This window comes from Metabacillus idriensis (assembly GCF_050483325.1).
Lineage (GTDB): Bacteria > Bacillota > Bacilli > Bacillales > Bacillaceae > Bacillus_P > Bacillus_P idriensis_A.
Genome location: NZ_JBCMYF010000019.1, coordinates 1 through 24,794, shown reverse-complemented (window position 1 = coordinate 24,794; position 24,794 = coordinate 1). Strand labels below are relative to the sequence as shown.

General features: G+C 42.0%; 19 protein-coding genes, 10 tRNA genes and 1 rRNA gene. 3 read left to right on the top strand and 27 right to left on the bottom strand.

Annotated elements, in window-relative coordinates:
- Positions 1-18 precede the first annotated feature (18 nt).
- Entirely contained in the window at positions 19-465 is a 447-nt protein-coding gene (locus ABEQ24_RS12135) for a DUF4385 domain-containing protein (RefSeq protein WP_430007040.1), read from the top strand.
- 38 nt (positions 466-503) lie between these two features.
- On the opposite strand, the gene ABEQ24_RS12130 is transcribed toward ABEQ24_RS12135, so the two are convergent.
- From ABEQ24_RS12130 to ABEQ24_RS12115, 4 genes are read right to left on the bottom strand one after another with little or no spacing between them, the layout of a single operon-like run.
- On the bottom strand, positions 504-1,634 hold the full coding sequence (locus ABEQ24_RS12130; RefSeq protein ID WP_430007039.1) for a mannitol-1-phosphate 5-dehydrogenase: 1,131 nt from the start codon (positions 1,632-1,634) through the stop codon (positions 504-506).
- 1 nt (position 1,635) lies between these two features.
- Positions 1,636-2,070 carry a PTS sugar transporter subunit IIA gene (locus tag ABEQ24_RS12125; RefSeq protein WP_430007038.1) on the bottom strand — a complete coding sequence of 145 codons (435 nt, stop codon included), beginning with the start codon at positions 2,068-2,070 and terminating at the stop codon, positions 1,636-1,638.
- 12 nt (positions 2,071-2,082) lie between these two features.
- Positions 2,083-4,164 (bottom strand): BglG family transcription antiterminator, encoded by a 2,082-nt coding sequence (locus tag ABEQ24_RS12120; RefSeq protein ID WP_430007037.1) that lies wholly within the window; start codon positions 4,162-4,164, stop codon positions 2,083-2,085.
- Between the two features lie 29 nt (positions 4,165-4,193).
- Entirely contained in the window at positions 4,194-5,942 is a 1,749-nt protein-coding gene (locus ABEQ24_RS12115) for a PTS mannitol-specific transporter subunit IIBC (protein WP_430007036.1), read from the bottom strand.
- A 184-nt stretch (positions 5,943-6,126) separates the two neighbouring features.
- On the opposite strand from ABEQ24_RS12115, the gene ABEQ24_RS12110 reads away from it, so the two are divergent.
- A complete protein-coding gene (locus tag ABEQ24_RS12110; protein WP_430007035.1) occupies positions 6,127-6,624 on the top strand; it encodes an N-acetyltransferase family protein in 498 nt (165 codons plus the stop codon).
- Positions 6,625-7,093: 469 nt separating this feature from the next.
- Here the strand turns inward: ABEQ24_RS12110 and ABEQ24_RS12105 are convergent, their stop codons facing one another.
- From ABEQ24_RS12105 to safA, 4 genes are all read right to left on the bottom strand, one after another.
- Entirely contained in the window at positions 7,094-8,023 is a 930-nt protein-coding gene (locus tag ABEQ24_RS12105) for a ring-cleaving dioxygenase (protein WP_430007034.1), read from the bottom strand.
- A gap of 217 nt (positions 8,024-8,240) precedes the next feature.
- On the bottom strand, positions 8,241-8,666 hold the full coding sequence (locus tag ABEQ24_RS12100) for an organic hydroperoxide resistance protein (RefSeq protein WP_430007033.1): 426 nt from the start codon (positions 8,664-8,666) through the stop codon (positions 8,241-8,243).
- A gap of 120 nt (positions 8,667-8,786) precedes the next feature.
- The gene (locus ABEQ24_RS12095) at positions 8,787-9,935 is read right to left on the bottom strand and encodes an AI-2E family transporter (protein WP_430007032.1); all 1,149 of its coding nucleotides are present in this window, start codon (positions 9,933-9,935) and stop codon (positions 8,787-8,789) included.
- Positions 9,936-10,478: 543 nt separating this feature from the next.
- Complete coding sequence (gene safA, locus ABEQ24_RS12090; RefSeq protein ID WP_430007031.1) at positions 10,479-11,099, bottom strand: SafA/ExsA family spore coat assembly protein; 621 nt, start codon at positions 11,097-11,099, stop codon at positions 10,479-10,481.
- Between the two features lie 256 nt (positions 11,100-11,355).
- Between safA and guaC the strand changes: the two genes are divergently transcribed.
- Entirely contained in the window at positions 11,356-12,339 is a 984-nt protein-coding gene (guaC, locus tag ABEQ24_RS12085) for a GMP reductase (protein WP_430007030.1), read from the top strand.
- Positions 12,340-12,487: 148 nt separating this feature from the next.
- Here guaC and ABEQ24_RS12080 read toward each other — a convergent pair whose 3' ends face one another.
- The 19 genes from ABEQ24_RS12080 to rrf all read right to left on the bottom strand — a co-directional run bounded on the left by ABEQ24_RS12080 (position 12,488) and on the right by rrf (position 24,694).
- Entirely contained in the window at positions 12,488-13,330 is an 843-nt protein-coding gene (locus ABEQ24_RS12080; protein WP_430007029.1) for an alpha/beta fold hydrolase, read from the bottom strand.
- Between the two features lie 326 nt (positions 13,331-13,656).
- Positions 13,657-15,459, bottom strand: a complete 1,803-nt coding sequence (gene glmS / locus ABEQ24_RS12075; protein WP_430007028.1) for a glutamine--fructose-6-phosphate transaminase (isomerizing) — start codon at positions 15,457-15,459, stop codon at positions 13,657-13,659.
- Between the two features lie 592 nt (positions 15,460-16,051).
- Positions 16,052-17,398, bottom strand: a complete 1,347-nt coding sequence (gene glmM, locus ABEQ24_RS12070; RefSeq protein WP_430007027.1) for a phosphoglucosamine mutase — start codon at positions 17,396-17,398, stop codon at positions 16,052-16,054.
- Positions 17,399-17,430: 32 nt separating this feature from the next.
- Entirely contained in the window at positions 17,431-18,696 is a 1,266-nt protein-coding gene (locus ABEQ24_RS12065; protein ID WP_430007026.1) for a CdaR family protein, read from the bottom strand.
- Positions 18,689-19,510: a diadenylate cyclase CdaA gene (gene cdaA / locus ABEQ24_RS12060; RefSeq protein ID WP_133313718.1), complete on the bottom strand. Its 822-nt coding sequence runs from the start codon at positions 19,508-19,510 to the stop codon at positions 18,689-18,691. The genes ABEQ24_RS12065 and cdaA overlap by 8 nt, the downstream gene beginning before the upstream one ends.
- Before the next feature lie 203 nt (positions 19,511-19,713).
- Positions 19,714-20,307 carry an anti-sigma-W factor RsiW gene (gene rsiW, locus ABEQ24_RS12055; RefSeq protein WP_430007085.1) on the bottom strand — a complete coding sequence of 198 codons (594 nt, stop codon included), beginning with the start codon at positions 20,305-20,307 and terminating at the stop codon, positions 19,714-19,716.
- Between the two features lie 33 nt (positions 20,308-20,340).
- On the bottom strand, positions 20,341-20,904 hold the full coding sequence (sigW, locus tag ABEQ24_RS12050; RefSeq protein WP_430007025.1) for an RNA polymerase sigma factor SigW: 564 nt from the start codon (positions 20,902-20,904) through the stop codon (positions 20,341-20,343).
- A gap of 391 nt (positions 20,905-21,295) precedes the next feature.
- Positions 21,296-22,201, bottom strand: a complete 906-nt coding sequence (rocF, locus tag ABEQ24_RS12045) for an arginase (protein ID WP_430007024.1) — start codon at positions 22,199-22,201, stop codon at positions 21,296-21,298.
- A gap of 1,016 nt (positions 22,202-23,217) precedes the next feature.
- Positions 23,218-23,290, bottom strand: a tRNA-Ala gene (locus ABEQ24_RS12040).
- Positions 23,291-23,311: 21 nt separating this feature from the next.
- Positions 23,312-23,386: transfer RNA gene (locus ABEQ24_RS12035), tRNA-Gly, on the bottom strand.
- A 5-nt stretch (positions 23,387-23,391) separates the two neighbouring features.
- A tRNA-Lys gene (locus ABEQ24_RS12030) sits at positions 23,392-23,467 on the bottom strand.
- Between the two features lie 165 nt (positions 23,468-23,632).
- A tRNA-Gln gene (locus ABEQ24_RS12025) sits at positions 23,633-23,707 on the bottom strand.
- Positions 23,708-23,823: 116 nt separating this feature from the next.
- A tRNA-Tyr gene (locus ABEQ24_RS12020) sits at positions 23,824-23,908 on the bottom strand.
- A 9-nt stretch (positions 23,909-23,917) separates the two neighbouring features.
- A tRNA-Thr gene (locus ABEQ24_RS12015) sits at positions 23,918-23,993 on the bottom strand.
- A gap of 210 nt (positions 23,994-24,203) precedes the next feature.
- A tRNA-Val gene (locus ABEQ24_RS12010) sits at positions 24,204-24,279 on the bottom strand.
- Positions 24,280-24,326: 47 nt separating this feature from the next.
- Positions 24,327-24,401: transfer RNA gene (locus ABEQ24_RS12005), tRNA-Glu, on the bottom strand.
- Between the two features lie 19 nt (positions 24,402-24,420).
- Positions 24,421-24,493, bottom strand: a tRNA-Thr gene (locus tag ABEQ24_RS12000).
- Positions 24,494-24,497: 4 nt separating this feature from the next.
- Positions 24,498-24,569: transfer RNA gene (locus ABEQ24_RS11995), tRNA-Asn, on the bottom strand.
- A 9-nt stretch (positions 24,570-24,578) separates the two neighbouring features.
- Positions 24,579-24,694, bottom strand: a 5S ribosomal RNA gene (gene rrf, locus ABEQ24_RS11990).
- Positions 24,695-24,794: the final 100 nt, after the last annotated feature.

Here is a 24,794-nt window from a genome sequence, read left to right as displayed (position 1 = left end):
AGAAGAGAGGTGATTCGTGTGGCATTTAATTATGAGGAAGACTTTGAAAACACGGATTTCCGAAAGCATCCAGAGAAATACCGCGTGGGCAGAGGTGAACAGGGTGTCCTGCTGGTTGAGCCCTACAAAAGCGAAATCTTGCCTTATTGGCGCTTTAAAACGCCTGAAATCGCAAAGGAATCCTCAGAGAAGATTTATCATCTTTTTCTGGAATACAAAGACAACGATGACTTTGTCGGCATGGACATGGCTCGTAAGTTTCTTCAGATGGGATATACGCGCGCAAGAAGATATGCCAATTATAAAGGCGGGCGCAAGTATAAAGAAGATGGAACCATTCACAAACGTGATATAGACGATGAAAAAGCAAAGTCTGCTGCCATCTTTAAAGAAATGTGGATAGCCGTGAGAGAAGACGAGGAATATTTGCAATTAAAGAAAGAGCACCAGAAAAAGTATGGTTAAAAAGCCTATCATTGTCAGACAATGATAGGCTTTTCACTTTAGAGATTATGATATTTTTCTTCAACAAGGCCGATCAGCGGATGATTTTCAGGAAGCTGTGAAATCTCCTGCAGTGCACCCGAAATGCCCTTCTCCTGAATCAGCTGCTGAATTTCAACCGCTTCTTCATCTTTGTCAAAGTCATATTTCAGACCTGCTGCAATTCCAGCAGCAAGATTATCAGGTGTGATTCCTTTTTCAAGCAGTCTTCTTGCAGGTGCTACAAGACGGTCATCAAAGCCTAACTTGCGTTTAGGCGATCGTCCGACTCGAGTGACTTCATCCGAAATATGTTTATTTTCAAATCTTCCGATGATTTTTTTTACATAGTTCAAATGTTCTCCCTCATCAAAGCCATACTCTTTTACGAGCAGCGCACTTGTCTCATTCAGAGCACCTTCAACGAGACTGCGAACCTCTGCATCTTCAATGGCTTCTTTAACAGTAGCAAGTCCCTTATGATACCCTGCGTATGCTGTCACAGCATGACCTGTATTTACGGTGAAAAGCTTGCGCTCAATGTAAGGAATCAACTCATCAACGTAAGTGACTCCTTGAATAGAAGGCATATTCCCCTTTACCTTTGATTGCTCAATCACCCATTCAAAGAAAGGTTCTACTGATACACTCAGAAGATCCGCGTTTTCCTGAATAGGCACGATACGGTCAACGGCAGAATTAGGGAAGCCAATCCATTCTGAAACGGAGTGCTGCTCTTCTTCGTTTAGGTATTTAAAGATTTCACTCTTCAAATGATCCGTACCGCCAATCATATTTTCACAGGCGATCACATTGGCTTCTGTCTTTTTCTCTTTGAGGCCAAGAGCGATTGTTTTTGCAACAAACTTCAGGATGTTTGGTCCCACTGCCGTAGTAATCAGATCTGCTTGTGCAATTTTCGCAATGACTTCTTCTGCATTCTCATTGCTGTTGATGCCTTTTACACCTGAAACAATAAAGGATTCATTTTCATCAGAAGCTAATCTGACCTCATATTTTCCTTTTTCATTTAAAGCATCAATCACTTCTTTATTGATATCCGCAAAATAAACTTCATACCCTGCTCCGCTAAGCAAAGCTCCAATAAATCCTCGTCCGATGTTTCCTGCTCCAAAATGTACGGCAATCATCTTAATTCCCCTCTTCAAATAAAGCAATCAGCTCTTGTTTTGAAGTTACTTCAAGCAGTTTTTGAACATTTTCTTCTTCTGAGCACAAAATCGCAATTTGAGACAGAAGCTCCAAGTGTTCTCCGTCCTTGCCGGCAATGCCAAACAGAATCCTGGCATCTTCTCCAGTACCGAAATCGACGCCTTCAGGAACTTGAACAATCGAAATTCCAGAGAAATTGACTTCTTTTTTAGCATCTTCCGTGCCGTGCGGAATCGCAACGCCGTTTCCCATATAAGTTGTTGATAATTCTTCACGCTGAAGCATTTTCTCTACATAATCTTCATTTACATATCCGTTCTCAACCAGCAGTTTTCCAGTTAAACGAATCGCTTCTTCTTTTGATCCAATTGTTTGATTTAGGAGGATATTTGCCTCATCCAGTATTTTTTTCATTGTCGCACTCTCCTATTTTATAAATTTTTGGGCAAGCCATTTGTGAAAGGTTTCATTTAATACGGCTGTCATTTTTGTTCCATTGCCTGATTGAAAAAGCTGAAGGTTTTCTTCTGTTTCGATCAATGTCGCACTGATCAGGCTTAAAACTTCAAGCCCTGTATGCGAAAAATCATCTGGCGCAAGCAGCAGTGCAAGGGTCGACATGTCAATTTCCCCATTATCCATGCCAGATACTTTATAAGGGTGTTCAAGGTTAAAAATTACGAAAACCGGCTTAACATTGCAGGCATCCCGGCAATGATAAAGTGCTGCTGAAGAGCCCGGGATCCCAAGTCCCCCAAGCTCCTCTCTCTTTAAAAGCTCGGCTGTCAGTGTTTCCGAATCAGTAATGAGCCCCTGTTCCTTCAATACCTCTGCTGCTGAAAATAAAACGTCCCGGTGGCTGCCGTGATTCGAGAAATGGTAGACTCTGAAATGCCTGAGAATTTCTTTAACCGTTTTAGCTCCTTCTTCAAAGACTTCGATTTTTTCAAGCAGATTGACGTTGCCTAACGCCTCTGCATAACTTGGATGTCTGGTCATCTTTTTAGATTTGGGCGTGCTTTTTAATCGTTCGCGGATTTTTTCTGCTTCAATGTCCGGGAGCAAAGGCCCGACTTGTATATACTCAGAAGCATCAAGCGGCAAACTGACAGTTGAAATGATTAAATCAAAGTCTTTCAAATTCAGTTTTTTTAAGCCGAGCAGCGATGATAAAGCTGTTTCCGTAATTTCAGGTATTTCTTTGTGTATCCTTGTTGCAAGCATCTTGGAGGAGCCAATTCCGCTTGAACAGACGATTAATGCTTTATATGAATTGATCTGTCTTCTTTCCTCAAGGCTTGAACCAAAGTGCAGAACGACAAAAGCCGTTTCATCATCTGGAAAGACAAGCGAAGGAAAAACGAGCTCCAGTCCTTTTTTTACAGCCTCATAGAGCTTCGGGTAGTTTTCCTTTGTCTCTTTGGCAAATGGGTTATGTGTGTAGATTCCGTCTTTCATCCGGTAATAAGCCGGTTCCAGATGTGAAATCAGTCCATTGTAAAGAGATTGATTGTTTCTAAGCGGAGCGCCGAGTTCATCTGCAACGAATTCGATCAGCTGCTTCACATGCAGGGAGATTAAAGAATTCCTTTGTTCGAAGTTGAAATCTTCATTTTGCCTTCTCGCTCTTCGAAGATGAACGGCAATCTGCGTGATTTCCTCATCTGGAATAAAGACGCTGAACTCTTTCGTTACTTGTTCTCCGATCCGTGCTGCCATTTGAAATTCATCCGTTTGAAGCACATCCTGCACATCACTTTTTATAAAGGACACCGGTTCTTGCTGCGTCAGCCTTTTCACTGCAACACTCAGATGAATCAATAGGGAAAAATAAGCGTGATCCGCCATTTCATATGGCATCATTTCAATGATCGGCTTCAGTGCATCATCTGCCTTATTAAGATCACAGCTGTTTAAAAAACCTAAATACGTTTGGCTTTCAGTCTCACTTAAAGAATTTTTCTCAATAATTTGAATGAACTCCTGCTCATCAATCGTCTCAAGCAACAGCGCTTCAAGCAATCTTCTTTTTGCCGTTTCTTCCCCTGTAAGCTGAACCCCGAATCCTCTTTTTCTTACTAATTCAAGCTGGTAAGGTATGATTTTATCCTCTACCCTGTCTAAATCATGACTGATGGTTGCTGCAGAAACAAGCAGCTTTGACGCAAGCGCATAGAGCTTCATTTGCTCCCTGGATTGAATCAATTCGCTTATCAGCAAATACACCCGTTCATCCTGAAGATAGTCATAGGAAGACTGCGAGGACAAGTCACTCCGCAGACGGTCTATATCTTCCTTTAGACCAGTCAGCTTCACCCCTTGTCCTGCCTTCTTCTCAATCACAATCCGGTAATTCATAAGCGTATCTTCAAGCTTTTTCATTTCTCGGTGAATGGTTCTTGAACTCACCCCGGCGTCCTCAGCAATCTTGTGAACTGTAATGAAGTCCGGATGTTCAAAAAGCTGCTTTAATATATCCCGTTCCCGGGCCGTTATATACACATTCATCACCATCCCTGCTTATCTAAGCAAACGGATTACTTCTTTAATCGCTGAACCAGCTCATCATATTTAGGGCTGTTTAAAAAGTTATCAACTGAAAGATGTTCAGCTTGAGGAACTTTAGCCTTTGCACGGTCCGTTAGGTCTTTATGCGTAATAATAATATTCGCATCACTTGGCAAATTATTTATCGCCGAGTTTGTTACATGTATATCAAGCTCTGCTTTTTTGAACTTATTTTTCAATACGGAAGCGCCCATTGCACTCGATCCCATTCCTGCATCACATGCGAAGATGACTTTCTCAACATTTTTGACAGGTGTTTGTACTGTATTGGATACAGCTGTCTCAGGCTGCTTAGCTTCCAACAGATCTCCAACCAGTTTTTCATAAACCGGACTGTTCAAGAAATTTTCTACAGAAAGATGAATCGCATTAGGCAATTTTTCTTTTGCACGGCTTGTTAAATCCTTATGGGTAATGACCACATCTGCATCATTTGGAAGCTGGGCAATTGCTGTATTAGTCACATCGACATCAAGCTCTGCTTTTTTCATTTTATTTTTCAGAACAGAGGCGCCCATTGCACTTGAACCCATGCCTGCATCACATGCGAAGACAACTTTTTGCACATTTTGATAATGGTTTGCTGCAGATGGTTTTTTCTCCACGATTAATGAGTCTGCAACACTGCTTTTCTTGCCTTTCATTTGCTGCATTTTTTCTGTTGCCGCTTCAATGCTCTCGTCATCAGATGCTTTTGATGATTTCAAAATGACACTTGCTACTAAGAATGAAATCGCTGTAGCAACGATTACTCCTAAAATCACCCCTGCAAAGTTCCCTCTTGGTGTCATTGCCAATAGAGCAAAGATGCTCCCTGGAGATGGAGTGGCTACAAGTCCTGCATCAAACAGCATGAACGTCATGACACCGCTCGCTCCTCCGGCAATAGCCGCTAAGATTAACAACGGCTTCATCAAAATGTAAGGGAAGTAGATTTCGTGAATTCCCCCAAAGAAATGGATGATCGCTGCACCAGGTGAAGACTGTTTCGCATTGCCTTTTCCAAAAACCATATAGGCAAGCAGGATGCCAAGTCCAGGTCCAGGGTTGGATTCAATCAGGAATAAGATTGATTTGCCTGCCTTTGACGCCTGCTCAATGCCGATCGGGCTGAAAATACCGTGGTTGATGGCGTTGTTTAAGAACAATACCTTTGCCGGCTCTACAAAGACACTCGCAAGCGGCAGAAGTCCTGCAGAAACGATGGCTTCTACTCCGCCAATAAGAATATTCGTTAATCCTGAAACAAGCGGTCCAATGGCTTTAAAAGCGACAATTGTTAACAGACCCGCTAAAATCCCTGCTGAAAAGTTATTGTAAAGCATTTCAAAACCAGATCTGACCTTATCTTTGAACATCTGGTCCACTTTCTTAATTAAATACCCGCCAAGAGGACCCATAATCATGGCTCCCAAGAACATCGGGATTTCTGAACCAACGATTACCCCCATAGTTGCCGTGGCACCGACGACACCCCCGCGCAGATCATAAACCATGCGGCCGCCCGTAAATCCGATCAGCAATGGCAGGAGATAAGTGATCATCGGTCCTACAAGCTCGGCCAATTCCTTATTCGGCCACCAGCCTGTTGGAATAAATAGAGCTGTGATCAGCCCCCAAGCGATGAATGCTGCAATGTTCGGCATAATCATTCCGCTTAAGTGACTTCCAAAGCGCTGAATGCGAACCTTTATATCTGAATTGTTTTGGTTTGACATTTCATTAACCTCCCCGCTTAATTGAAAGCGTTTAAACTTTATATTACTATCTTACGACTCATCCCTTCTCCCTACAATTTAAAGAAAACCCAACTTTGTCATATGCACTGTTGCCAACAATAAAATGATTGATACAAACGCTTGCTGACCAGTAAACTATAAGAAAACCATTCTGGAGGTGCCCATGAACATCCGACTTCTGAACAAACATGATGCAACCCTTTACCGGAACATTCGGCTGGAAGGTTTAAAAAACAATCCTGAAGCATTTGGATCAAGCTACGAAGAAGAACATTCTTATCCGATTGACCTTTTCAAATCGAGACTTGAATCAGATACAGCATTTACATTCGGCGCTTTTGACAATGACGAACTTGCCGGTGTCGTCACATTAGTAAAAGAAACAAAGGTCAAGCTTAAGCATAAAGCATCAATTTTCGCGATGTATGTCTCTCCACCTTATCGCGGAAGCGGCATCGGAAAAAAGCTGATGTCTGAAGCTGTTATAAAAGCACAGTCAATTTGTGATACAGAGCAGCTTCAGTTATCTGTAGTGAGCACAAACCAGTCAGCAAAGGAGCTGTACACTTCATTTGGCTTCACTGTTTATGGGCATGAAAAAAGAGCGCTGAAAGCTGATAGCATTTATTATGATGAGGATCATATGGTTTTATTTTTATGAGCGGGCTTGTTTTCTGTTTCAATTCGGCTGTTTTCGCATAGATTGTTGTTTTTCCACCTTTTTGGTTTTTGCAACGAAAAGTGGAATCAACCACACCCTATGATTCCACCCTTTTGATTTTTGCATGGATATGTGGAATCAACCGCACGCTATGATTCCACCCTTTTAGTTTTTGCATGGAAAAGTGGAATCAACCAATCCCCTCTATTCTCCAAGAAGAAGTCAAGTTCCTTTCGCTGCACCACTTATGGTTATAACTTCCAGCCTAAAAAAAGAGCCTTAAATTAAGATAACCGCCAACACAAAAACGGACCAGTATTTGGTCCGTTTTTCATATTGTCCGTTCAATTAAAAAGCTTCTCCAGCTTTTGCGCAATTCCCGCAAGCCTGCTGCCAGTGCCAAGTCCATCAGAATCAATTCTTTCTTTTACATAGATACTGTTTAATGCTCAGCACTGTCACCCCTCTTTTACAGCTCTCTAATTGTAAATGGAGCAAGGATTTTTTCGATTTTACCTCTTTGCGGCTCATACCATTCGGGCAGCATCAGCTTTTCTCCAAGTGTCTCTTCATCATGAGCAAAACCCGGAGGATCTGTCGCAATTTCAAACAGGATTTCCCCATGTTCTCTGAAGTAGATCGCATTAAAATATTGACGGTCCTGTACAGGAGTGACTTGGTATCCACCGCTTGCTACATGCTTTTGCCACTGAAGCTGATCCTCGTCATTTTCTGCGCGGAACGCAATATGATGAACCGTTCCGACTCCCATTTTCCCGCGGCCGATTGGGCTCATTTTTAAATCAATCACATTTCCAATCTCACCTGTTGAGCGAAAACGGGTAAAATCTCCTTCCTGGCCGATTTTTTCAAATCCCATGATGCTCTCCAGCAGTTCCGCCGTTTTCTCAGGCTGGGCAGATAAGAGAGTTGCTCCTGCAAATCCTTTTATCGCAACATCAGATGTAACACCGCCAAACTCCCATGTGTTTGGTTCTCCCTCTTCCCGCTCAACAATTTCAAGGTGCAGACCATGCGGATCATCAAACAGCAGGTACTGCTCCCCAAATCGTTCCATTTTAGAAAATGATACATTCATCTTTTCAAGTCTTGCTTCCCAAAAGCTCATAGCACCTTTTGGAACAGCATATGAAGTGACTCCAGCCTGACCGTCACCGATTTTCCCCTGATACGCATCAGGCCAAGGGAAAAACGTAATAATCGTTCCAGGTTTACCCGCTTCGTCTCCAAAATAAAGATGATGCGTGCCAGGATCATCAAAATTGATTGTTTGTTTTACAAGTCTCAAGCCAAGAACTCCAGCATAAAAGTCCGCATTTTCCTGGGGATGACCAACGATTGCCGTAATATGGTGAATGCCTGCTGTTTTCTTAGTCATTAAAAATCTCTCCTTTTTATGTTGTATCTTCTCACAAAATATCTATATAAAACCTTCGTTTAATATTATCTCGAATTCAAGATAATTTTAATTCATTTGGTTTTGCATGTCAACGATAAGACGATTTCCAGATGGGTGAAAAATTCAGAACCAGCAGCTCCTTAAACAAAGAAAAAGATGTTTACCTTTTTTCGGAAAACACCTTTTCTAATCTTATTTAAACAATCGCTTCAAGCGTCACATCAATATTCCCTCTTGTCGCTTTCGAATAAGGGCAGAAATCATGAGCCTTGTGAACAAGGTCTTCTAATTGATCTTTATCAATGCCTGTCCCTTTTACATCCAGCTTTACGGCTAATTTGAAGCCGCCGTCCGCCTCATCCTTTAGAAAACTAACATTAGCCGTTACCTCTGATTCGAATTTCACTTTTTCTTTTCTGGCCATATGCTGCAGTGCTCCATCAAAACATGCGGCGTATCCAGCTGCGAACAGCTGCTCCGGATTTGTAGCTTGAGGCATTTTTTCCGCTCGCGGCGAACCCGGCATAGCAATATCCATGTTGATGACGTCATTTGATGAGTGTACTTTTCCTTCTCTTCCGCCTACTGCTGTAACAGATGCAGTAAATAATGCTTCTGACATGGTTCATACTCCCTTTCATGTGTAAACTTTTCTTGCTCCCTTTTATTTACCCTGTTTTCATCTTAAATATGTTTATTAACTAAAAAAAGCATTCCTTCATCATGAAGAAATGCCTGTCCATCAGCTATTTTGATCTCTTTGTTCATACATATTGCTGCGGATCTTCATCCATTCGAACAGATGAGTCACAATCACTTTTAATACCGCATAACCTGGCACGGCAAGAATAATGCCGACGACTCCGAATAAATTTCCTGCAGTCAGAATCACGAAAATGATGGTAATCGGGTGAATATGCAGATTACGTCCCATGATTTGAGGAGAAATAAACTTACCTTCTACTAATTGGACAATTGTCCACACAATAATCAATTTGAGCACCATAAACGGTGATGTAACAAGTGCAATGATGAAGGCAGGTGTAATCGCAATCGCAGGCCCTAAGTATGGCACAACGCTAGTAAATGCTGCGATTAGCGCAAGAAGCGAGGCATACTCCATGCCAATAATTAGAAACCCTATGTACATCAGTGCACCAATGCAAAAACTCACAATAATCTGTCCTCTAATATACGAACTGATTTGATTATTCATTTCATGCATGACCTTATATGTTGAGCTCCGGAATGTAACCGGCATGAACTTAAGAACATAAGGTCCGAGCTTTTTGCCGTCTTTTAACAGATAAAACAAAATGAATGGCAACGTAACAATCGCAAGAATAAAATCTTTTACAATTCCAACAATATTCCCGATGCCGGCAAACATATTATCTATAATGGTTGAGGCCTGATCAGAAATTTGCTTGGATAAATCTGCAACATTGATGTTCAGTGTTCTCTGCGCCTGATTGACAAAATCACTTCCAACAACATCTCTGACCAGCTGTTCAACATCACTTGTATATTGAGGAAAGCTTTTAATCAGACTCATTACCTGTTCCTTAAGAAACGGGATAACTGACACTATCATAATAGTCAGCAGCCCAATAATCACAAGAAATAGGACCAGGATTGTATAGATTCTCCTAATGCCTCTTCTTTCAAAAAAATCGACAACCGGATTTAATAGATAATAAACAATGGCCGCAAGAATAATCGGCAGCAGAATGGTTTTAATTAATACTTCAATCGGCGTGAAAATAAAAGATACTTTCATAAAGACTAGAATGTTCAATCCAATCAAAAGCAAGATCAGAAGAAACAGAACAAATCTATTATTAAGGATAAACCTTTTAAACGTCCCGACCCTGGGATTTACCGGTTTCATGAGTGTCCTCCTTTTCTCTCTATGCACTCAGATAGAAACACTATCTAAACTTATTATAGAGGCTTTTTTTGAAAAATGAAAATAGGACTGGCGGTTGATTCCATAAAATCGATCTTTTACTGATTTTGAGGACTAATTGGACTTCTTTGATTCATGAAATCTAATCGTTCACTCAACTTCTTTGCAGCGGAAGGGTCTTTTGGTGCTGCAAACACTATTTTGTCGCACTTCCCTGCAGCCGGTGAGCCTTCTTGATGCTGCAAACTCTATTTTGTCGCACTTCCCTGCAGTGGGTGAGCCTTCTTGATGCTGCAAACTCTATTTTGTCGCACTTCTCTGCAGCCGGTGAGCCTTCTTGATGCTGCAAACTCTATTTTGTCGCACTTCCCTGCAGCCGGTGAGCCTTCTTGATGCTGCAAACTCCAAATTCGATATCGACGCTCACTTTTGATCACCAAAACAGCCCAAAATTATACTCAGATCCCTATTCAAAGACAGCAAAAAGGACAATCCAGTCCGGATTGTCCCTGATTCTCCTTCATCTTATTTGCTGATAAACATTTGCGTCCAGTAATGGCCGTAAGAACCGCCTTTAGCGTAGCCTACTCCAATTTCTTTGAAATTAGATGATAGAATGTTCTTGCGGTGACCTTCACTGTTCATCCAGGCTGTCACAACACTTTGTGCAGTTGTTTGGCCCGCTGCGATATTTTCTCCGGCAGAGCTGTACTGAATGCCGAAGCTCTTCATCATATCAAATGGTGAACCGTATGTAGGCGATGTGTGACTGAAGTAGTTTTTGTCACGCATATCTTCTGACTTATATCTTGCAACACGGGCAACTTCCCAGTTAGCGGCAAGCGGCTTTAAGCCATATTTTGCACGCTCTTTATTGACAAGCGTAACAACTTCGCTTTCCATGCTTTGATAAGCGCTTCCAGAAGGGATGTTAAGAGATTGGCCAGGATAGATCATATTAGCATTCTTAACATTTGGATTGGCTTTAATCAATTCAGGAACGCCAACTTGATATTTCGATGCAATTTTCCACATCGTGTCACCGCTTTTAACGGTGTATGTACTTGCAGCACTTGCTTGACTGCTGAATCCAAAGGCTATTGCGACAACCAACAACATAACGGAAAAAGATTTTAATGTTTTCATAGTTTTATTTTATACGAATACTAGATTAGAAGAATAGCGGTAGTATTTACCGAAAAAAAGCGTTTGACTTTTTCATCACTATAGACCTGTCCGATTATTGAAAAGGCTTTCTTAAACTGGGAAAGATAATCACTATTCTTCGTTTTTTTTCTGCAAAAATCTTTGACATTCATATACAAATGATGTAAAGTACCAAATGGACGAACAATTAAATTAGTATTTAACAATAACATTCGTATTTAGGGGTGTATTTTACATGGAAAATGTATTTGATTATGAAGATATTCAGTTAATACCTGCAAAATGTGTAGTAAACAGCCGTTCAGAGTGTGACACAACGATCGCTTTAGGCAATCATACTTTCAAGCTGCCAGTTGTACCTGCCAATATGCAGACGATTATAGATGAAAGAATTGCCGTGAACTTAGCGGAAAATGGTTATTTCTATATCATGCACCGCTTCCAGCCGGAGAAAAGAAGCTCATTTATTCAAGAAATGAAATCACGCGGATTAATCGCTTCGATCAGTGTTGGGGTAAAAGAAGAAGAATATGGCTTTATTGAGGAATTAGCTGCTGAAAACCTAGTGCCAGACTATATTACGATCGACATTGCCCACGGCCACTCAAATGCGGTTATTGAAATGATCAAGCACATCAAGAAGCATCTTCCTGAGAGCTTCGTCATCGCTGGAAACGTAGGCACTCCAGAAGCGGTAAGAGAACTTGAGCATGCCGGCGCAGATGCAACAAAAGTAGGCATTGGACCTGGTAAAGTATGCATCACGAAAATTAAAACCGGCTTTGGTACAGGCGGATGGCAATTAGCTGCACTTCGCTGGTGTGCAAAAGCTGCGACGAAACCAATCATTGCTGACGGCGGCATCCGCACTCATGGGGATATTGCAAAGTCTGTTCGATTCGGAGCATCAATGGTAATGATCGGTTCTCTGTTCGCGGGCCACGAGGAATCTCCTGGCGAAACAATTGAAATGGACGGAAAACTTTACAAAGAATACTTTGGTTCAGCTTCCGAGTTTCAAAAAGGCGAAAAGAAAAACGTAGAAGGCAAAAAAATGTACGTGGAGCATAAAGGCGCTTTAAAAGATACGCTGACTGAAATGGAGCAGGATCTGCAATCATCCATCTCTTATGCAGGCGGCAATAAGCTTGATGCGATTCGCACGGTTGATTATGTGGTAGTTAAGAACTCGATTTTCAATGGGGATAAGGTTTATTAATAAGAAGAGGAGCAAGGCTTTGTGGCCTTGCTCCTTTTATCGTTAGCCTAGTATCTCAGTTACAGGTTTTTCTTGAGATTCCTCATTAAAAAACAGGTTGAAAAAGCTGTCATCTTTCAACTGCGGCTGCTTCTTTCCCATTCTTTTATTAGTTGGAACTGACCTTTATGACTGATTCAATGATCTTGCTCCAGTCTTCCGTATGAATTTCATGCCCTGTTCCTTCAAGCTTCACAAATTCTGCCTGTGGAATGGCTTTTGCAAGAGCCAGGCCATGTTCAAACGGCAGGGCAGGGTCATCTGTTCCATGAATGATAACAGCAGGTACGTCAATCTCTCCCATACGATCCAAGTAATCCTCACCGCCGCCAAGCAGAACATAATTGAACCGGCTTTGTATTTGTTTCGCGCGGCTGTACTCTCTTTCTGCCAGCAGATACATTCTTTCTTTTTCAAAAGCCTTAGCACCAGAGAGCACCTTCCATCCTTCTGCGAGATAAGAGATGGATGATTCCCTGTTTGACCAATCGATTGAAGCACTTTTTGAATGATACTCCAAAATGCGCTGATCCATCTGCGGAAGTTCCGCTTGTACTGTTCCAAATACACTTGATGCAATGATCGTAAGCGTCCGTACACGATCCGGATTCTTTACAGCCATAATTTGGCCGATCATTCCTCCCAGAGACATCCCAATGATATGAGCCTTATCAATTGAGTACGCATCCAGGATGCCAATGGCGTCATCTGTAAGGTCTGTTATCGTATAATGAGATGTTCCCGGTTCGTAAACCGTTGATCTTCCAAGATCGCGATGATCGTACCGAATGACGAACCTTCCCTCTTCAGCAAGACGCTGACAGAACTCCTCATCCCACCAGTCCATTGAGGACATAGCCCCCATAATCAAAAGGACGGCAGGGTCACCGGGATTGCCAAAGCTTTCCGTATTAATTTCCACTTGGTTTATTTGCAGCAATTGTTCGTTCATGTTTCGTCCTCCGTTAATTTTATTTTCCCATTGCGCTTTGTGAGGCGCAGATCAATAAACTCTGGAACGGAGTTTTGGCCTGCACCTTGAATTATCTTTGTTTGATCCATTTGATAATCATGGCGTGACGGCCTCCTTTTCATCATTGATTTATGGCATTACCCACACATTGATTCTATTACATTTTCCTTAATTTTACATGAATCCTAAGTCGGGTGTTTTTACTTTGCAAAATTGGCATCTATCCTCCTGCATAATCAATTCTTCCGCTCTTAGGAAGCTTACAAAAAACCCCTGTTCATCTCTGAACAGGGGTTTTAACCTATTTATTCAACCGTAACACTCTTAGCAAGGTTACGCGGCTTATCAACGTCACAGCCTCTGTGAAGAGCTGCAAAGTAAGCAATCAGCTGCAAAGGAATGACAGAAGCAAGTGGTGTCAGTTCCTCATGGATAGCAGGAAGAACGAAACGATCATCTTCTTCTTCTAGACCTTTAAGCGAGATAATGCATGGGTTCGCTCCGCGTGCTGCTACTTCTTTCACATTTCCGCGGATGCTTAAGTTTACGTGTTCTTGTGTTGCAAGCGCGATAACAGGCGTGCCGTTTTCAATCAGCGCGATTGTACCGTGCTTCAGCTCTCCTCCGGCAAATCCTTCTGCCTGGATGTAAGAGATTTCTTTCAGTTTAAGCGCACCTTCAAGTCCTACATAGTAGTCAACCGAACGGCCGATGAAGAAGCAGTTGCGTGTTGTTGAAAGGTATTCGCGTGCAATGAACTCCATTTCGTCTTTTTGATCACAAAGGACTTCCATTGCATTTGCCACGATGCCAAGCTCTTTTACAAGGTCAAAGCTTAACTCAACACCTCTTGCTTCAGCTGTTACAGCTGCAAGAATAGCAAGAACACCTAATTGTGCTGTATAAGCTTTTGTTGAAGCAACAGCAATTTCAGGGCCTGCATGCAGCAATAATGTGTGGTTCGCTTCACGTGAAAGTGTTGAACCAGGTACGTTCGTGATGGTTAATGACTGGTAGCCAAGCTCTTTAATTTGAACAAGAACGGCACGGCTGTCCGCAGTCTCACCGCTTTGTGAGATAAAGATGAATAACGGCTTTTCTGATAAAATCGGCATGTTGTATGAGAACTCACTTGCAACGTGAACTTCTACTGGTTTTTTAGCCCATCTTTCAATGAACTGCTTGCCGACAAGGCCTGCATGGTAGCTTGTTCCGCACGCTACAATATAAAGGCGGTCTGAAGCATTGATAGCATCTACAATCGCCGGGTCCATTGTCAGGCTGCCTTGATCGTTTTGATATTTTTGGATGATTTTGCGCATAACAAGAGGCTGCTCATCCACTTCTTTTAACATGTAGTGAGGGTATGTTCCTTTTTCGATATCACTGGCATCTAATTCAGCTGTATAAGGAGCACGGTCAATTGTTTCACCTTGAAGGTTTTTGATTGTAACATCTTCACGTTTCACAATGACGATTTCTTTATCCATTAACTCTACATATTGATCTGTTACCTGCAGCATTGCCATTGCATCAGATGCAACAACATTGAAGCCTTCTCCAAGACCAACAAGCAATGGGCTTTTATTTTTAGCAACAAAAATCGTATTTGGATTTTGATTGTCTAAAAGCGCGATTGCATAAGAACCTTTTAAAATGGAAAGAGTCTGGCTGAACGCTTCTTCCACGCCCGCTCCTTTATTAACGAATTGTTCAATAACCTGAACAACTACTTCTGTATCTGTATCACTGACAAGCGCAACATCCTGAAGATATTCGCGTTTCAGGCTTGAATAGTTTTCAATAACACCATTGTGCACAAGTGTGAATCGGCTTGATGCACTTTGATGTGGATGTGAATTGCGTTTGCTTGGTGCACCATGAGTCGCCCAGCGAGTATGTCCAATCCCTGCCGTAGCCAATACATTAGCATCCACTTCTTCACGAAGAATGGCAATGCGTCCTTTTTCTTTGAAAACGTGCACTCCGTCCTCATTGATAACGGCAATGCCCGCTGAGTCATATCCGCGGTATTCAAGCTTTTCAAGTCCACGCAATAAGATTTCTTTTGTATCCTGTTGTCCAATATATCCTACGATTCCGCACATAATTAAAGTATCCTCCCAAATAGGCGGGGGACAGGTCAAGCCACGGGGACTTTCTTCTGTCCCCTCACACATGTCTATATTTTTTAGTTTGATTACGTTCTTCCCTTTGTGCAAAAAGTTGCCTCTTTGTTTTAAGGAGAGAGCTTACGGCTGTAATCATCAACCGGGAGGCATCCGCCGAACTTTCGATAATCCTCCATCCTCGTCAACTAAGCTTTTTTCGTTCCGCTTAGTTCAGGCGCTTTTCATAAATAAATACAACCTCACAATGCCCCTTTCCATTCTAAAATAAAAACACAAAAGTAATCATACTATACCAACCTTCAAATCGTCAATTCAGTACTTTGCAAATGTGTACAGAAAGATGCACTCTTCAGTATATGTTTTTTTTGAAAAGATTGTTCTTGACTGAGTTACCCTATTTTATCAGCTTCCAAACATCGTGCAGTCAGGCAGCTTCCCCGCTGCGATGCAGAAAAAAAAGACAAGAAACAATGAGGTATGTTTATAGTATTCGTTTAGTCCCCTTGCGTTTATGACTGTGAATTTTAGTCAAAAAAAGGCCCGCCTTATTGGCAGACCTTAATTTCCTTTATTCTATTCCCATTTCTTCTTTTACAACAGCGACGATGCGGGTAACATACTTTTCGCATAATTCTGCTGTTGGAGCTTCTGCCATTACGCGTACAAGCGGCTCTGTGCCTGAAGGGCGGACAAGAATGCGACCGTCGCCATTCATTTCACTTTCTACTTCTGAAATGACTTGTTTTACTTTAATGTTGTCTGTCACTTTATACTTATCCGTAACCTTCACATTGATAAGCAATTGAGGGAACTTTTTCATCTCAGCTGCAAGCTCAGATAATGGTTTTCCAGTCACTTTCATGATATTCACTAATTGAATAGCTGTCAGCAGACCATCACCCGTTGTATTGTGATCAAGGAAGATAATATGGCCAGACTGTTCGCCGCCAAGGTTATACTCCCCTTTTTTCATTTCTTCCACAACATAACGGTCCCCTACAGCCGTTTGAGAACTCTTCATGTTGTTTGCTTCAATTGCCTTATAAAAACCAAGGTTGCTCATGATTGTAGAGACAACTGTTTCTTTCTTCAATCTTCCATGCTCATTTAGGAATTTAGCACAAATAAACATGATTTGATCGCCATCAACAATTTGACCTTTTTCATCTACAGCAATCAGGCGGTCTCCGTCACCGTCAAAAGCAAGCCCGACATCTGCGCCTTTTTCAATTAGAAATCCGGCTAACGCTTCAGGATGTGTAGAACCTACGCCATCATTAATATTCAAACCGTTTGGAGTTGTACCCATAGTTGAAACATCGGCATCAAGATCCGCGAACAAATGTGTTGCAAGAGAAGATGTTGCACCATGTGCACAATCAAGTGCAACGTGGATGCCGGTAAAATCTTCGTCTACTGTTTGTTTCAGGAATTGAAGATATTTCTGTCCGCCTTCGAAATAATCATTTACTTGACCTAAATCAGATCCCACTGGTCTTGGCAGTGAATCTACTTCCTGATCCATTAAACCTTCTATTTCAAATTCCTGCTCATCTGACAATTTAAAACCGTCAGGACCAAAGAATTTAATTCCGTTATCTTGAACAGGATTATGTGAGGCTGAAATCATAACACCCGCTTGTGCTCCAAGCGCTTTTGTTAAATATGAAACGCCGGGTGTTGAAATAACGCCTAAACGCATGACCTCAGCACCGATTGAGAGAAGCCCTGCAACTAGCGCACCTTCCAGCATATGACCTGAAATACGTGTATCACGCCCGATTAACACTTTTGGACGGTTCGCATCTTTTGTTAAAACGTAACCTCCAAAACGACCGATTTTAAACGCTAATTCAGGTGTTAATTCACTATTTGCAACGCCTCTTACTCCATCTGTTCCAAAATACTTACCCATTCTTTTATCGCTCCTTTAGACAGTTTCAATCATCATGATTGCTTAGAAGAAATTTTCACTTTCACTTTATCTTCAGGAAGGGTCCATTTAATATCCTGCGGCCCATTCACTTCTACCTTAACCTCATGCTCACCATCCGACAGATCTGTCACATTTACAAATAATTCAAGATCAGACGGTTTAATATTCGTCAGTACACTTTGTGCTCCAACGACGCTTAAATCGAGCTCTTCGGATTCAGGCTCCAGGAACTGAATAATCTTCCCTTCACCTAAACCGCGGATATTGACAGGCAGATTCTCAAGCACTTTTTCTTCTTCTTTTTCAACGTCAACTTTAATTTGGATTTTTTCGGGACTTACTTTTGTCACGCCGTCAGGTACAGGAATATCTACATCCAGTACGGTATCATCTTTGATTTTGCTCAAATCCACCGTTACGCCATCTATAAATTCAAGCGGATCAATGACGTCTGTTGGCCCGTATATCGTCACTTCGTTCGGCACGGCTTCAATGTTTGAGATGCTTAATCCTTCTCCAAGCTCGCCTTCATTCTTAAGTTTAAAAGGAAGTTTCTTGCTTGGACTTGTAATCGGCACGGTCACATCAACAACCGAAGGATAGACTTCTACTGGCAGAATATTTCCTTCATCGTCATATACCGTCACCTTTGATTCTTGCTCAATTGTTTCATTTGCATTTTGCAGATTTACCCTCGACTTGATGAGGGCAATGCTGTCGATAAGTGTTTTAGAGCCAGTTATTCTTACTACACTCGGTTTTACAATCGGATCCTGTGCGGTATATCCTGTTTCAATCTGGTTTTTATTAATAAAATCAACTTGAACCGGGAAATCCCGGGTAACTTTTTCCTCCACATTTACAGTGATAATGGAAGGGTTCAAATTCACTTCAAGATTGTCCGCTATATTCTTATGCTTCAGTTGAACCCTGTGTGAACCGATAGATAAATCTGAGAGTTCAGCATAAATTTCAAAGTCTTTGAGCTGCTTTGCCTTCAATAATGAATTAGTCGGTCCGCTCAGTGTAACATCTGCCGTTTCAGGCACTCCTGTCACCACAACATTTTCTTGATCCAAATATGTTTTCACTTCAACATCAGGAATCGTTTCTGTGTCTTTTGCAGATTCAGACGGCGCAGAAGGAAATACGGAAGTGACCGGCCCCGGCTGTTTTTTCGGTGCCGGAGTTTCGATATTAACAGATACATAAAGCATGAGCGCCATTAAAAGAGCAATAATTCTCATTACCCAATGATTATTAATCATCTTATCCATTTTTCTTCCCCCTCCACTGCCATAAGTTTGAGGAAGTGGCCTTTGCCTGCTTTCCAAATTCAGAAACCAAAATTTCACTTAAAGCCTCGACGGTGAGATTCCTGTGAAGCTCTCCGTTTCTAGTCACAGAAATACTGCCTGTTTCTTCAGATACAACGATTGTAATACTATCGGTTACTTCACTGATCCCGACTGCTGCCCGGTGCCTTGTCCCTAATTCTTTCGAAATAAAAGGACTTTCGGATAAAGGCAGATAACATGCGGCCGCAGCAATCTGGTTTTTCTGGAGGATAACTGCTCCATCGTGAAGAGGTGTATTTGGGATAAAGATATTAATTAAAAGCTCAGAAGAGAGAGCTGAATGAAGCGGTATGCCCGTTTCTATGTAATCACTCATCCCTGTTTCTTTTTCAATCGTAACTAATGCGCCAATTCTTCGTTTTGCCATGTAGTCTGTCGCCTTTAAGATGGCATCGATAATCTTTTGTTGTTCTTCCTCCTCTGGAGCACCGCTTCTTGAGAATAATTTCCCTCTTCCCAGTTGCTCTAGCGCCCTTCGCAACTCAGGCTGGAAAATAATAATGATCGCAAGAAAACCCCATGTTAATGCTTGGTCCATGAGCCATTGCAAGGTCTGCAGCCCTAAATACTGGCTGAGTGTACGAACGAGAATAATAACGATAATGCCTTTCAGCAGCTGAACGGCCTTCGTTCCCCGTATCACCATAATCAACTTATATATAACGAACCAAACGAGGAGAATATCAACGGCGATGCCGAGGTAATGCAGTAATGGGAAATCCTCAAATGCCATATTCTCTTCCTCCATCAGTTTTAGTCATTTGCATAGGACTATAACTACGATATTATACCATATATTCTGCAATTAAAACGTATTGTAGTCATATAAGCAAAGTGCAGGCCGTCAGATAAGGGTACATTTCGGTTTATCATTCTAAAAGCCATTTGTGGTGCGTGACAGAACAAAAAGGCCGCCTTGGGATAAAAGGCGGTCTTTTACTTAAATATGTCAATGACCTCTTTGGAAAGAGATTTCATTTGATACCAGATCCATTCAAAAGCTTCATTGATTTCCTCAACGTCGCCTGTCACCTGACCGGCAGAAGCCATATACTTCTCTCCGTTGATCACCGTGACGTTTCCCTCAACTTTTCCTTCAATATTGATTGTTCCGCCTTTTACGGTCACATCACCCTGAACAGTTTCACCTTCTGGAACGGTAACTGTATTATTCTCAACAACCAAATTAGGCTGCTTTGAAACACTGAAATCAGAATCAGTTGACCAGGATGAGAATAAACTGCCTGTCATCAATAAGACGAAAAGAGAAGCAGCAGCAAGCATTGGATGACCCTTCAGCCATCTGTTAACCCCAACCGTTTTCTTTTCTTTAGGCAGACGGCCCATGATGGCTTGTGTAAAATCCACCGGAGCCTCAATATGGGATGTGCTCTGCACCAGGGCAATCGACTTCTCAAGCTCATGCAAATGCTGTGTGCAGTCCGTACATGACTGCAGATGCTCTCTCAAGATCCGCTCATCATCCTGCTTAATATCGTTATCCAAATAGTGATGGATCCGCTCTTTCATTTGTTCTGAACATTTCAACCTTATCACCTCAAATCATAAATGCCTTAATTGCTTCCTCAGTGCTTCCCGTCCTCTGTGAATTCTTGTTTTGACCGTTCCGATCGGCATATCAAGAATCTCACTGATTTCAATCAAAGAAAGCTCATCAATATACTTTAATACGATAACAGACCGATATTTATCGGGGAGCTTTAAAATTTCTTTTTGAATCATTTGCTGGAGCTCCATTGTTTCCACTTGATCCTCTGGCAGAGCTACATCAGCTGCTACTTGAGAATACATGGTTAAACCCTCTGTTCCGGTCACTTCGGCATCAAGGTAATAATCAGGTTTTTTCTTTCTGATTCGATCAATCGTTAAATTTGTCGCAATGCGGTACAGCCACGTAGAAAACTTCTTATCCATGTCATAGCTGTGAATATTCACATAAGCCCTGATAAACGCTTCCTGAGCTATATCTTCCGCCTCATGGGAGTTCCCGAGCATACGATAGCAAAGCTGATAAATTTTATCTTTATATATATCTACGATTTCGGCAAATGCATTCTGGTCGCCTTTTTTAACTTGTTTAATCCTATTTTTTACGATCGTCTCCATGATACCCCTTACCCCCGCGCAAGTGCAGGTTCCCCTTATTACGTATAAGCCGCATAAAAGGTTTCATTTTTTTCGCATAAAAATATTTTAACAAATTTTAGGTTGTATGTAGATGGCTTTTCATCATGTTTTCCTTAAATTTTTCTTAAATAAAGGCTCTTTTCATAAACTTTGTTGCTTTAAAACTATTTAAGACCTTGAGTAGATTGCAGCGGGTAAACTTGAACCCTGCGGGAAAATTGAAAGAAATGGGAACCTCCCAGGCAAAGCCGAGGTGGATCACAGCCGGACCGCGGAAAGAAACGGACAACATTTATCATCAATAACAACAATCCTTGCGAACACAGCTTAAATAAAAGACACAGTTTATAAACTGTGTCTTTTTGTGATCTTACAGAAGCTTTTCGCCAAACAGAGATCCCATCAATGCTACTGCAACAGTAGCTGTTTTATTTTTTTCATCTAATATAGGATTTACTTCAACAAATTCAGCCGAAGTGATGATATTTGATTCAGCAAGCATCTCCATAGCTAAATGACTCTCTCTGTAGCTGATGCCGCCAATAACCGGCGTGCCCACACCAGGAGCATCATGCGGGTCAAGACCATCTAAATCGAGAGACAAGTGAACACCGTCTGTACGGTCCTTCAAATACTGAATCGTCTCTTCCATTACCTTTGTCATGCCAAGACGGTCAATCTCATGCATCGTATATACTTTAATTCCTTTTTCCTTTATTAATTCCTTTTCACCCTCATCAAGAGATCGGGCACCAATAATTACAATATTTTCAGGCTTTACTTTAGGAGTATACCCGCCAATTCTCGTTAACGTCTCATCGCCGAGACCAATGCTCACAGCAAGCGGCATCCCATGAATATTGCCTGAAGGCGAAGTGTCACCAGTATTAAGATCTCCATGTGCATCATACCAGATTACCCCAAGCTCTTTATAGTGCTTTGAAACCCCTGCAAGTGTTCCGATCGCAATACTGTGGTCTCCGCCAAGCACCAGGGGAAACGAACCTGATTGAATCACTTCATCAACTTGTTCAGAAAGCTTCAAATTCCCTTCTGATACCGCTTTCAAATTTCTCAAATTATTTAAAGAAGAGCTTTCTTCTTCACGGTTTGGACGGCCTATTTTTATATCTCCTTTATCTTCAATCTCATAATGAAGCCCTTCAAGACGCTCTACAACACCAGCATATCTTATAGCACTTGGCCCCATGTCCACACCGCGGCGCATTTGTCCTAAATCCATTGGTACCCCGATAATTGAAATTCTCTCTTTCATGTAAATCATCCCCCTTATTAAGTAACTCTGTCTCTATTGTACAGATAAAAAGGATGATGACTCAACTCGACAAAAACGTGTATATATATACAGAGTTTTCAGTGAAATGATTTGTGTTGTATGGTGTAGTTTTAAAAAGGTACCATTGGCTGCAGATGATTCTTCCTTGCTGCGCAGGCAGAAACTATAATTGTGGAATTGTAGCGGAGGGGGTTGGTTCCACTTTTCTGCTCATGAACCAGATTTGTGGAATCATAGCGGGGGTTGACTCCACTTTGATGGCACAATAACCGCTATGGTGGAATCATAGACGGTCTTTGACTCCACTTTGATGGCACAATAACCATTATGGTGGAATCATAGCGGGGGTTGATTCCACTTTGTTGGCACAATAACCGTTTTGGTGGAATCATAGCGGGGGTTGATTCCACTTTGTTGGCACAATAACCGTTATGGTGGAATCATAGCGGGGGTTGATTCCACTTTGTTGGCACAATAACCATTATGGTGGAATCATAGCGGGGGTTGATTCCACTTTGTTGGCACAATAACCGTTGTGGTGGAATCATATAGGGTCTTTGACTCCACTTTGCTGGTACAATAACCGTTGTGGTGGAATCATAGCGGGGGTTGATTCCACTTTGTTGGCACAATAACCGTTATGGTGGAATCATAGCGGGGGTTGATTCCACTTTGTTGGCACAATAACCGTTATGGTGGAATCATAGCGGATGTTTGTTTCTACTTTTCAGCTCATCATCCATAAATGTGTAATCATAGAGGATCTTTGATTACACATTTAAGTTCATGAACCAAATTGTCGAGCGAAAATGATGTAATATCAATAGCAGCATAAAATAGATTATTCTGTTCTGAACTGGATGGAAATTTTAAATGTGATCAGGCTAGGCCAGCCAAAGCGAATCATGATTCAATTCTTGCAATTCGGCCTCAATTCGCAAACACAAAAAAACCGTCAGACATGATGTCTAACGGCTTTTACAGGATACTTATGATGGAGCCTAGCGGGATCGAACCGCTGACCTCCTGCGTGCAAGGCAGGCGCTCTCCCAGCTGAGCTAAGGCCCCGAGATATAAAAAAAGAAGTTCTGGAGCGGAAGACGGGATTCGAACCCGCGACCCCCACCTTGGCAAGGTGGTGTTCTACCACTGAACTACTTCCGCAAAAATGGTGTGCCATGAAGGACTCGAACCTTCGACCCTCTGATTAAAAGTCAGATGCTCTACCGACTGAGCTAATGGCACTTAATTAAGAAAACACTCTTTAGTTTTGCAAGACACCCAAATCTCAGAAAGATTATTCAAGGAGCGGCTTGATTTGTGTGCTGAAGCATAAGCTTCGAAGATTACTCGTTCGTGCTCTGCCGACTGAGCTAATGGCACTTAGTAACTTTCGCATTTCAAAAAAAATGGCTGGGCTAGCTGGATTCGAACCAGCGCATGACGGAGTCAAAGTCCGTTGCCTTACCGCTTGGCTATAGCCCATCAATTATGTATACAATCTATAAAATTCTAATTGACCGTAAAATGGTTTATGTTAACTAAACATATTATTTACAGTCTAGACAAGAACTATTCAGTTAAGTTTGTCTAAATAAAAGTGGTGGAGGGGGACGGATTCGAACCGCCGAACCCGGAGGGAGCGGATTTACAGTCCGCCGCGTTTAGCCACTTCGCTACCCCTCCACACATAAGTGGTGCCGGCAAGAGGACTTGAACCCCCAACCTACTGATTACAAGTCAGTTGCTCTACCAATTGAGCTACACCGGCATATAAAGTAAGAAATACAATATGGTTTTAAACTTGTTAAAGTCGTCCTGATCTCAGGAGCCTAGTCAAGCAGCTGCTCGATCAGTACGCTGAAGTTCATTCAGGAAGTTTATTCGGCCGTGCTCTACCAATTGAGCTACACCGGCATATAAAGTGAGAAATACAATAATGTTTATTCACTTTTTAAAGTCAATTGCTGCAAAGTCTTAATGGTGGAGGATGACGGGCTCGAACCGCCGACCCTCTGCTTGTAAGGCAGATGCTCTCCCAGCTGAGCTAATCCTCCGCATAAAAGATTGTATAATGTTTCACATATTAAGACTTAAGTTTAAATGGTGACCCGTACGGGATTCGAACCCGTGTTACCGCCGTGAAAGGGCGGTGTCTTAACCGCTTGACCAACGGGCCTTTTTATTAGTTTAATGTAAGCTCCCAACCGGGCTTGAACCGATGACCTCTTCCTTACCATGGAAGTGCTCTACCGACTGAGCTATGGAAGCAAGGCTCCGCAGGTAGGACTCGAACCTACGACCGATCGGTTAACAGCCGATAGCTCTACCACTGAGCTACTGCGGAATAATGCTAGCCTGGCGACGTCCTACTCTTGCAGGGGGAAACCCCCAACTACCATCGGCGCTGAAGAGCTTAACTTCCGTGTTCGGCATGGGAACGGGTGTGACCTCTTCGCCATCATCACCAGACATAGTGACAAAAATTATTATACTATGAAATCCGAAGATTTCAAGCTTTTTTTTGAAAGAAGTTATTCTTTCAAAACTAGATAACGGTTGATAACAAGAT

Coding starts and splice junctions, on each gene's coding strand:
- ABEQ24_RS12130 (WP_430007039.1), bottom strand. CDS start 1,634: ATGATTGCCGTACATTTTGGAGCAGGAAACATCGGACGAGGATTTATT.
- ABEQ24_RS12125 (WP_430007038.1), bottom strand. CDS start 2,070: ATGAAAAAAATACTGGATGAGGCAAATATCCTCCTAAATCAAACAATT.
- ABEQ24_RS12120 (WP_430007037.1), bottom strand. CDS start 4,164: ATGAATGTGTATATAACGGCCCGGGAACGGGATATATTAAAGCAGCTT.
- ABEQ24_RS12115 (WP_430007036.1), bottom strand. CDS start 5,942: ATGTCAAACCAAAACAATTCAGATATAAAGGTTCGCATTCAGCGCTTT.
- ABEQ24_RS12110 (WP_430007035.1), top strand. CDS start 6,127: ATGAACATCCGACTTCTGAACAAACATGATGCAACCCTTTACCGGAAC.
- ABEQ24_RS12105 (WP_430007034.1), bottom strand. CDS start 8,023: ATGACTAAGAAAACAGCAGGCATTCACCATATTACGGCAATCGTTGGT.
- ABEQ24_RS12100 (WP_430007033.1), bottom strand. CDS start 8,666: ATGTCAGAAGCATTATTTACTGCATCTGTTACAGCAGTAGGCGGAAGA.
- ABEQ24_RS12095 (WP_430007032.1), bottom strand. CDS start 9,935: ATGAAACCGGTAAATCCCAGGGTCGGGACGTTTAAAAGGTTTATCCTT.
- safA (WP_430007031.1), bottom strand. CDS start 11,099: ATGAAAACATTAAAATCTTTTTCCGTTATGTTGTTGGTTGTCGCAATA.
- guaC (WP_430007030.1), top strand. CDS start 11,356: ATGGAAAATGTATTTGATTATGAAGATATTCAGTTAATACCTGCAAAA.
- ABEQ24_RS12080 (WP_430007029.1), bottom strand. CDS start 13,330: ATGAACGAACAATTGCTGCAAATAAACCAAGTGGAAATTAATACGGAA.
- glmS (WP_430007028.1), bottom strand. CDS start 15,459: ATGTGCGGAATCGTAGGATATATTGGACAACAGGATACAAAAGAAATC.
- glmM (WP_430007027.1), bottom strand. CDS start 17,398: ATGGGTAAGTATTTTGGAACAGATGGAGTAAGAGGCGTTGCAAATAGT.
- ABEQ24_RS12065 (WP_430007026.1), bottom strand. CDS start 18,696: ATGGATAAGATGATTAATAATCATTGGGTAATGAGAATTATTGCTCTT.
- cdaA (WP_133313718.1), bottom strand. CDS start 19,510: ATGGCATTTGAGGATTTCCCATTACTGCATTACCTCGGCATCGCCGTT.
- rsiW (WP_430007085.1), bottom strand. CDS start 20,307: ATGAAAGAGCGGATCCATCACTATTTGGATAACGATATTAAGCAGGAT.
- sigW (WP_430007025.1), bottom strand. CDS start 20,904: ATGGAGACGATCGTAAAAAATAGGATTAAACAAGTTAAAAAAGGCGAC.
- rocF (WP_430007024.1), bottom strand. CDS start 22,201: ATGAAAGAGAGAATTTCAATTATCGGGGTACCAATGGATTTAGGACAA.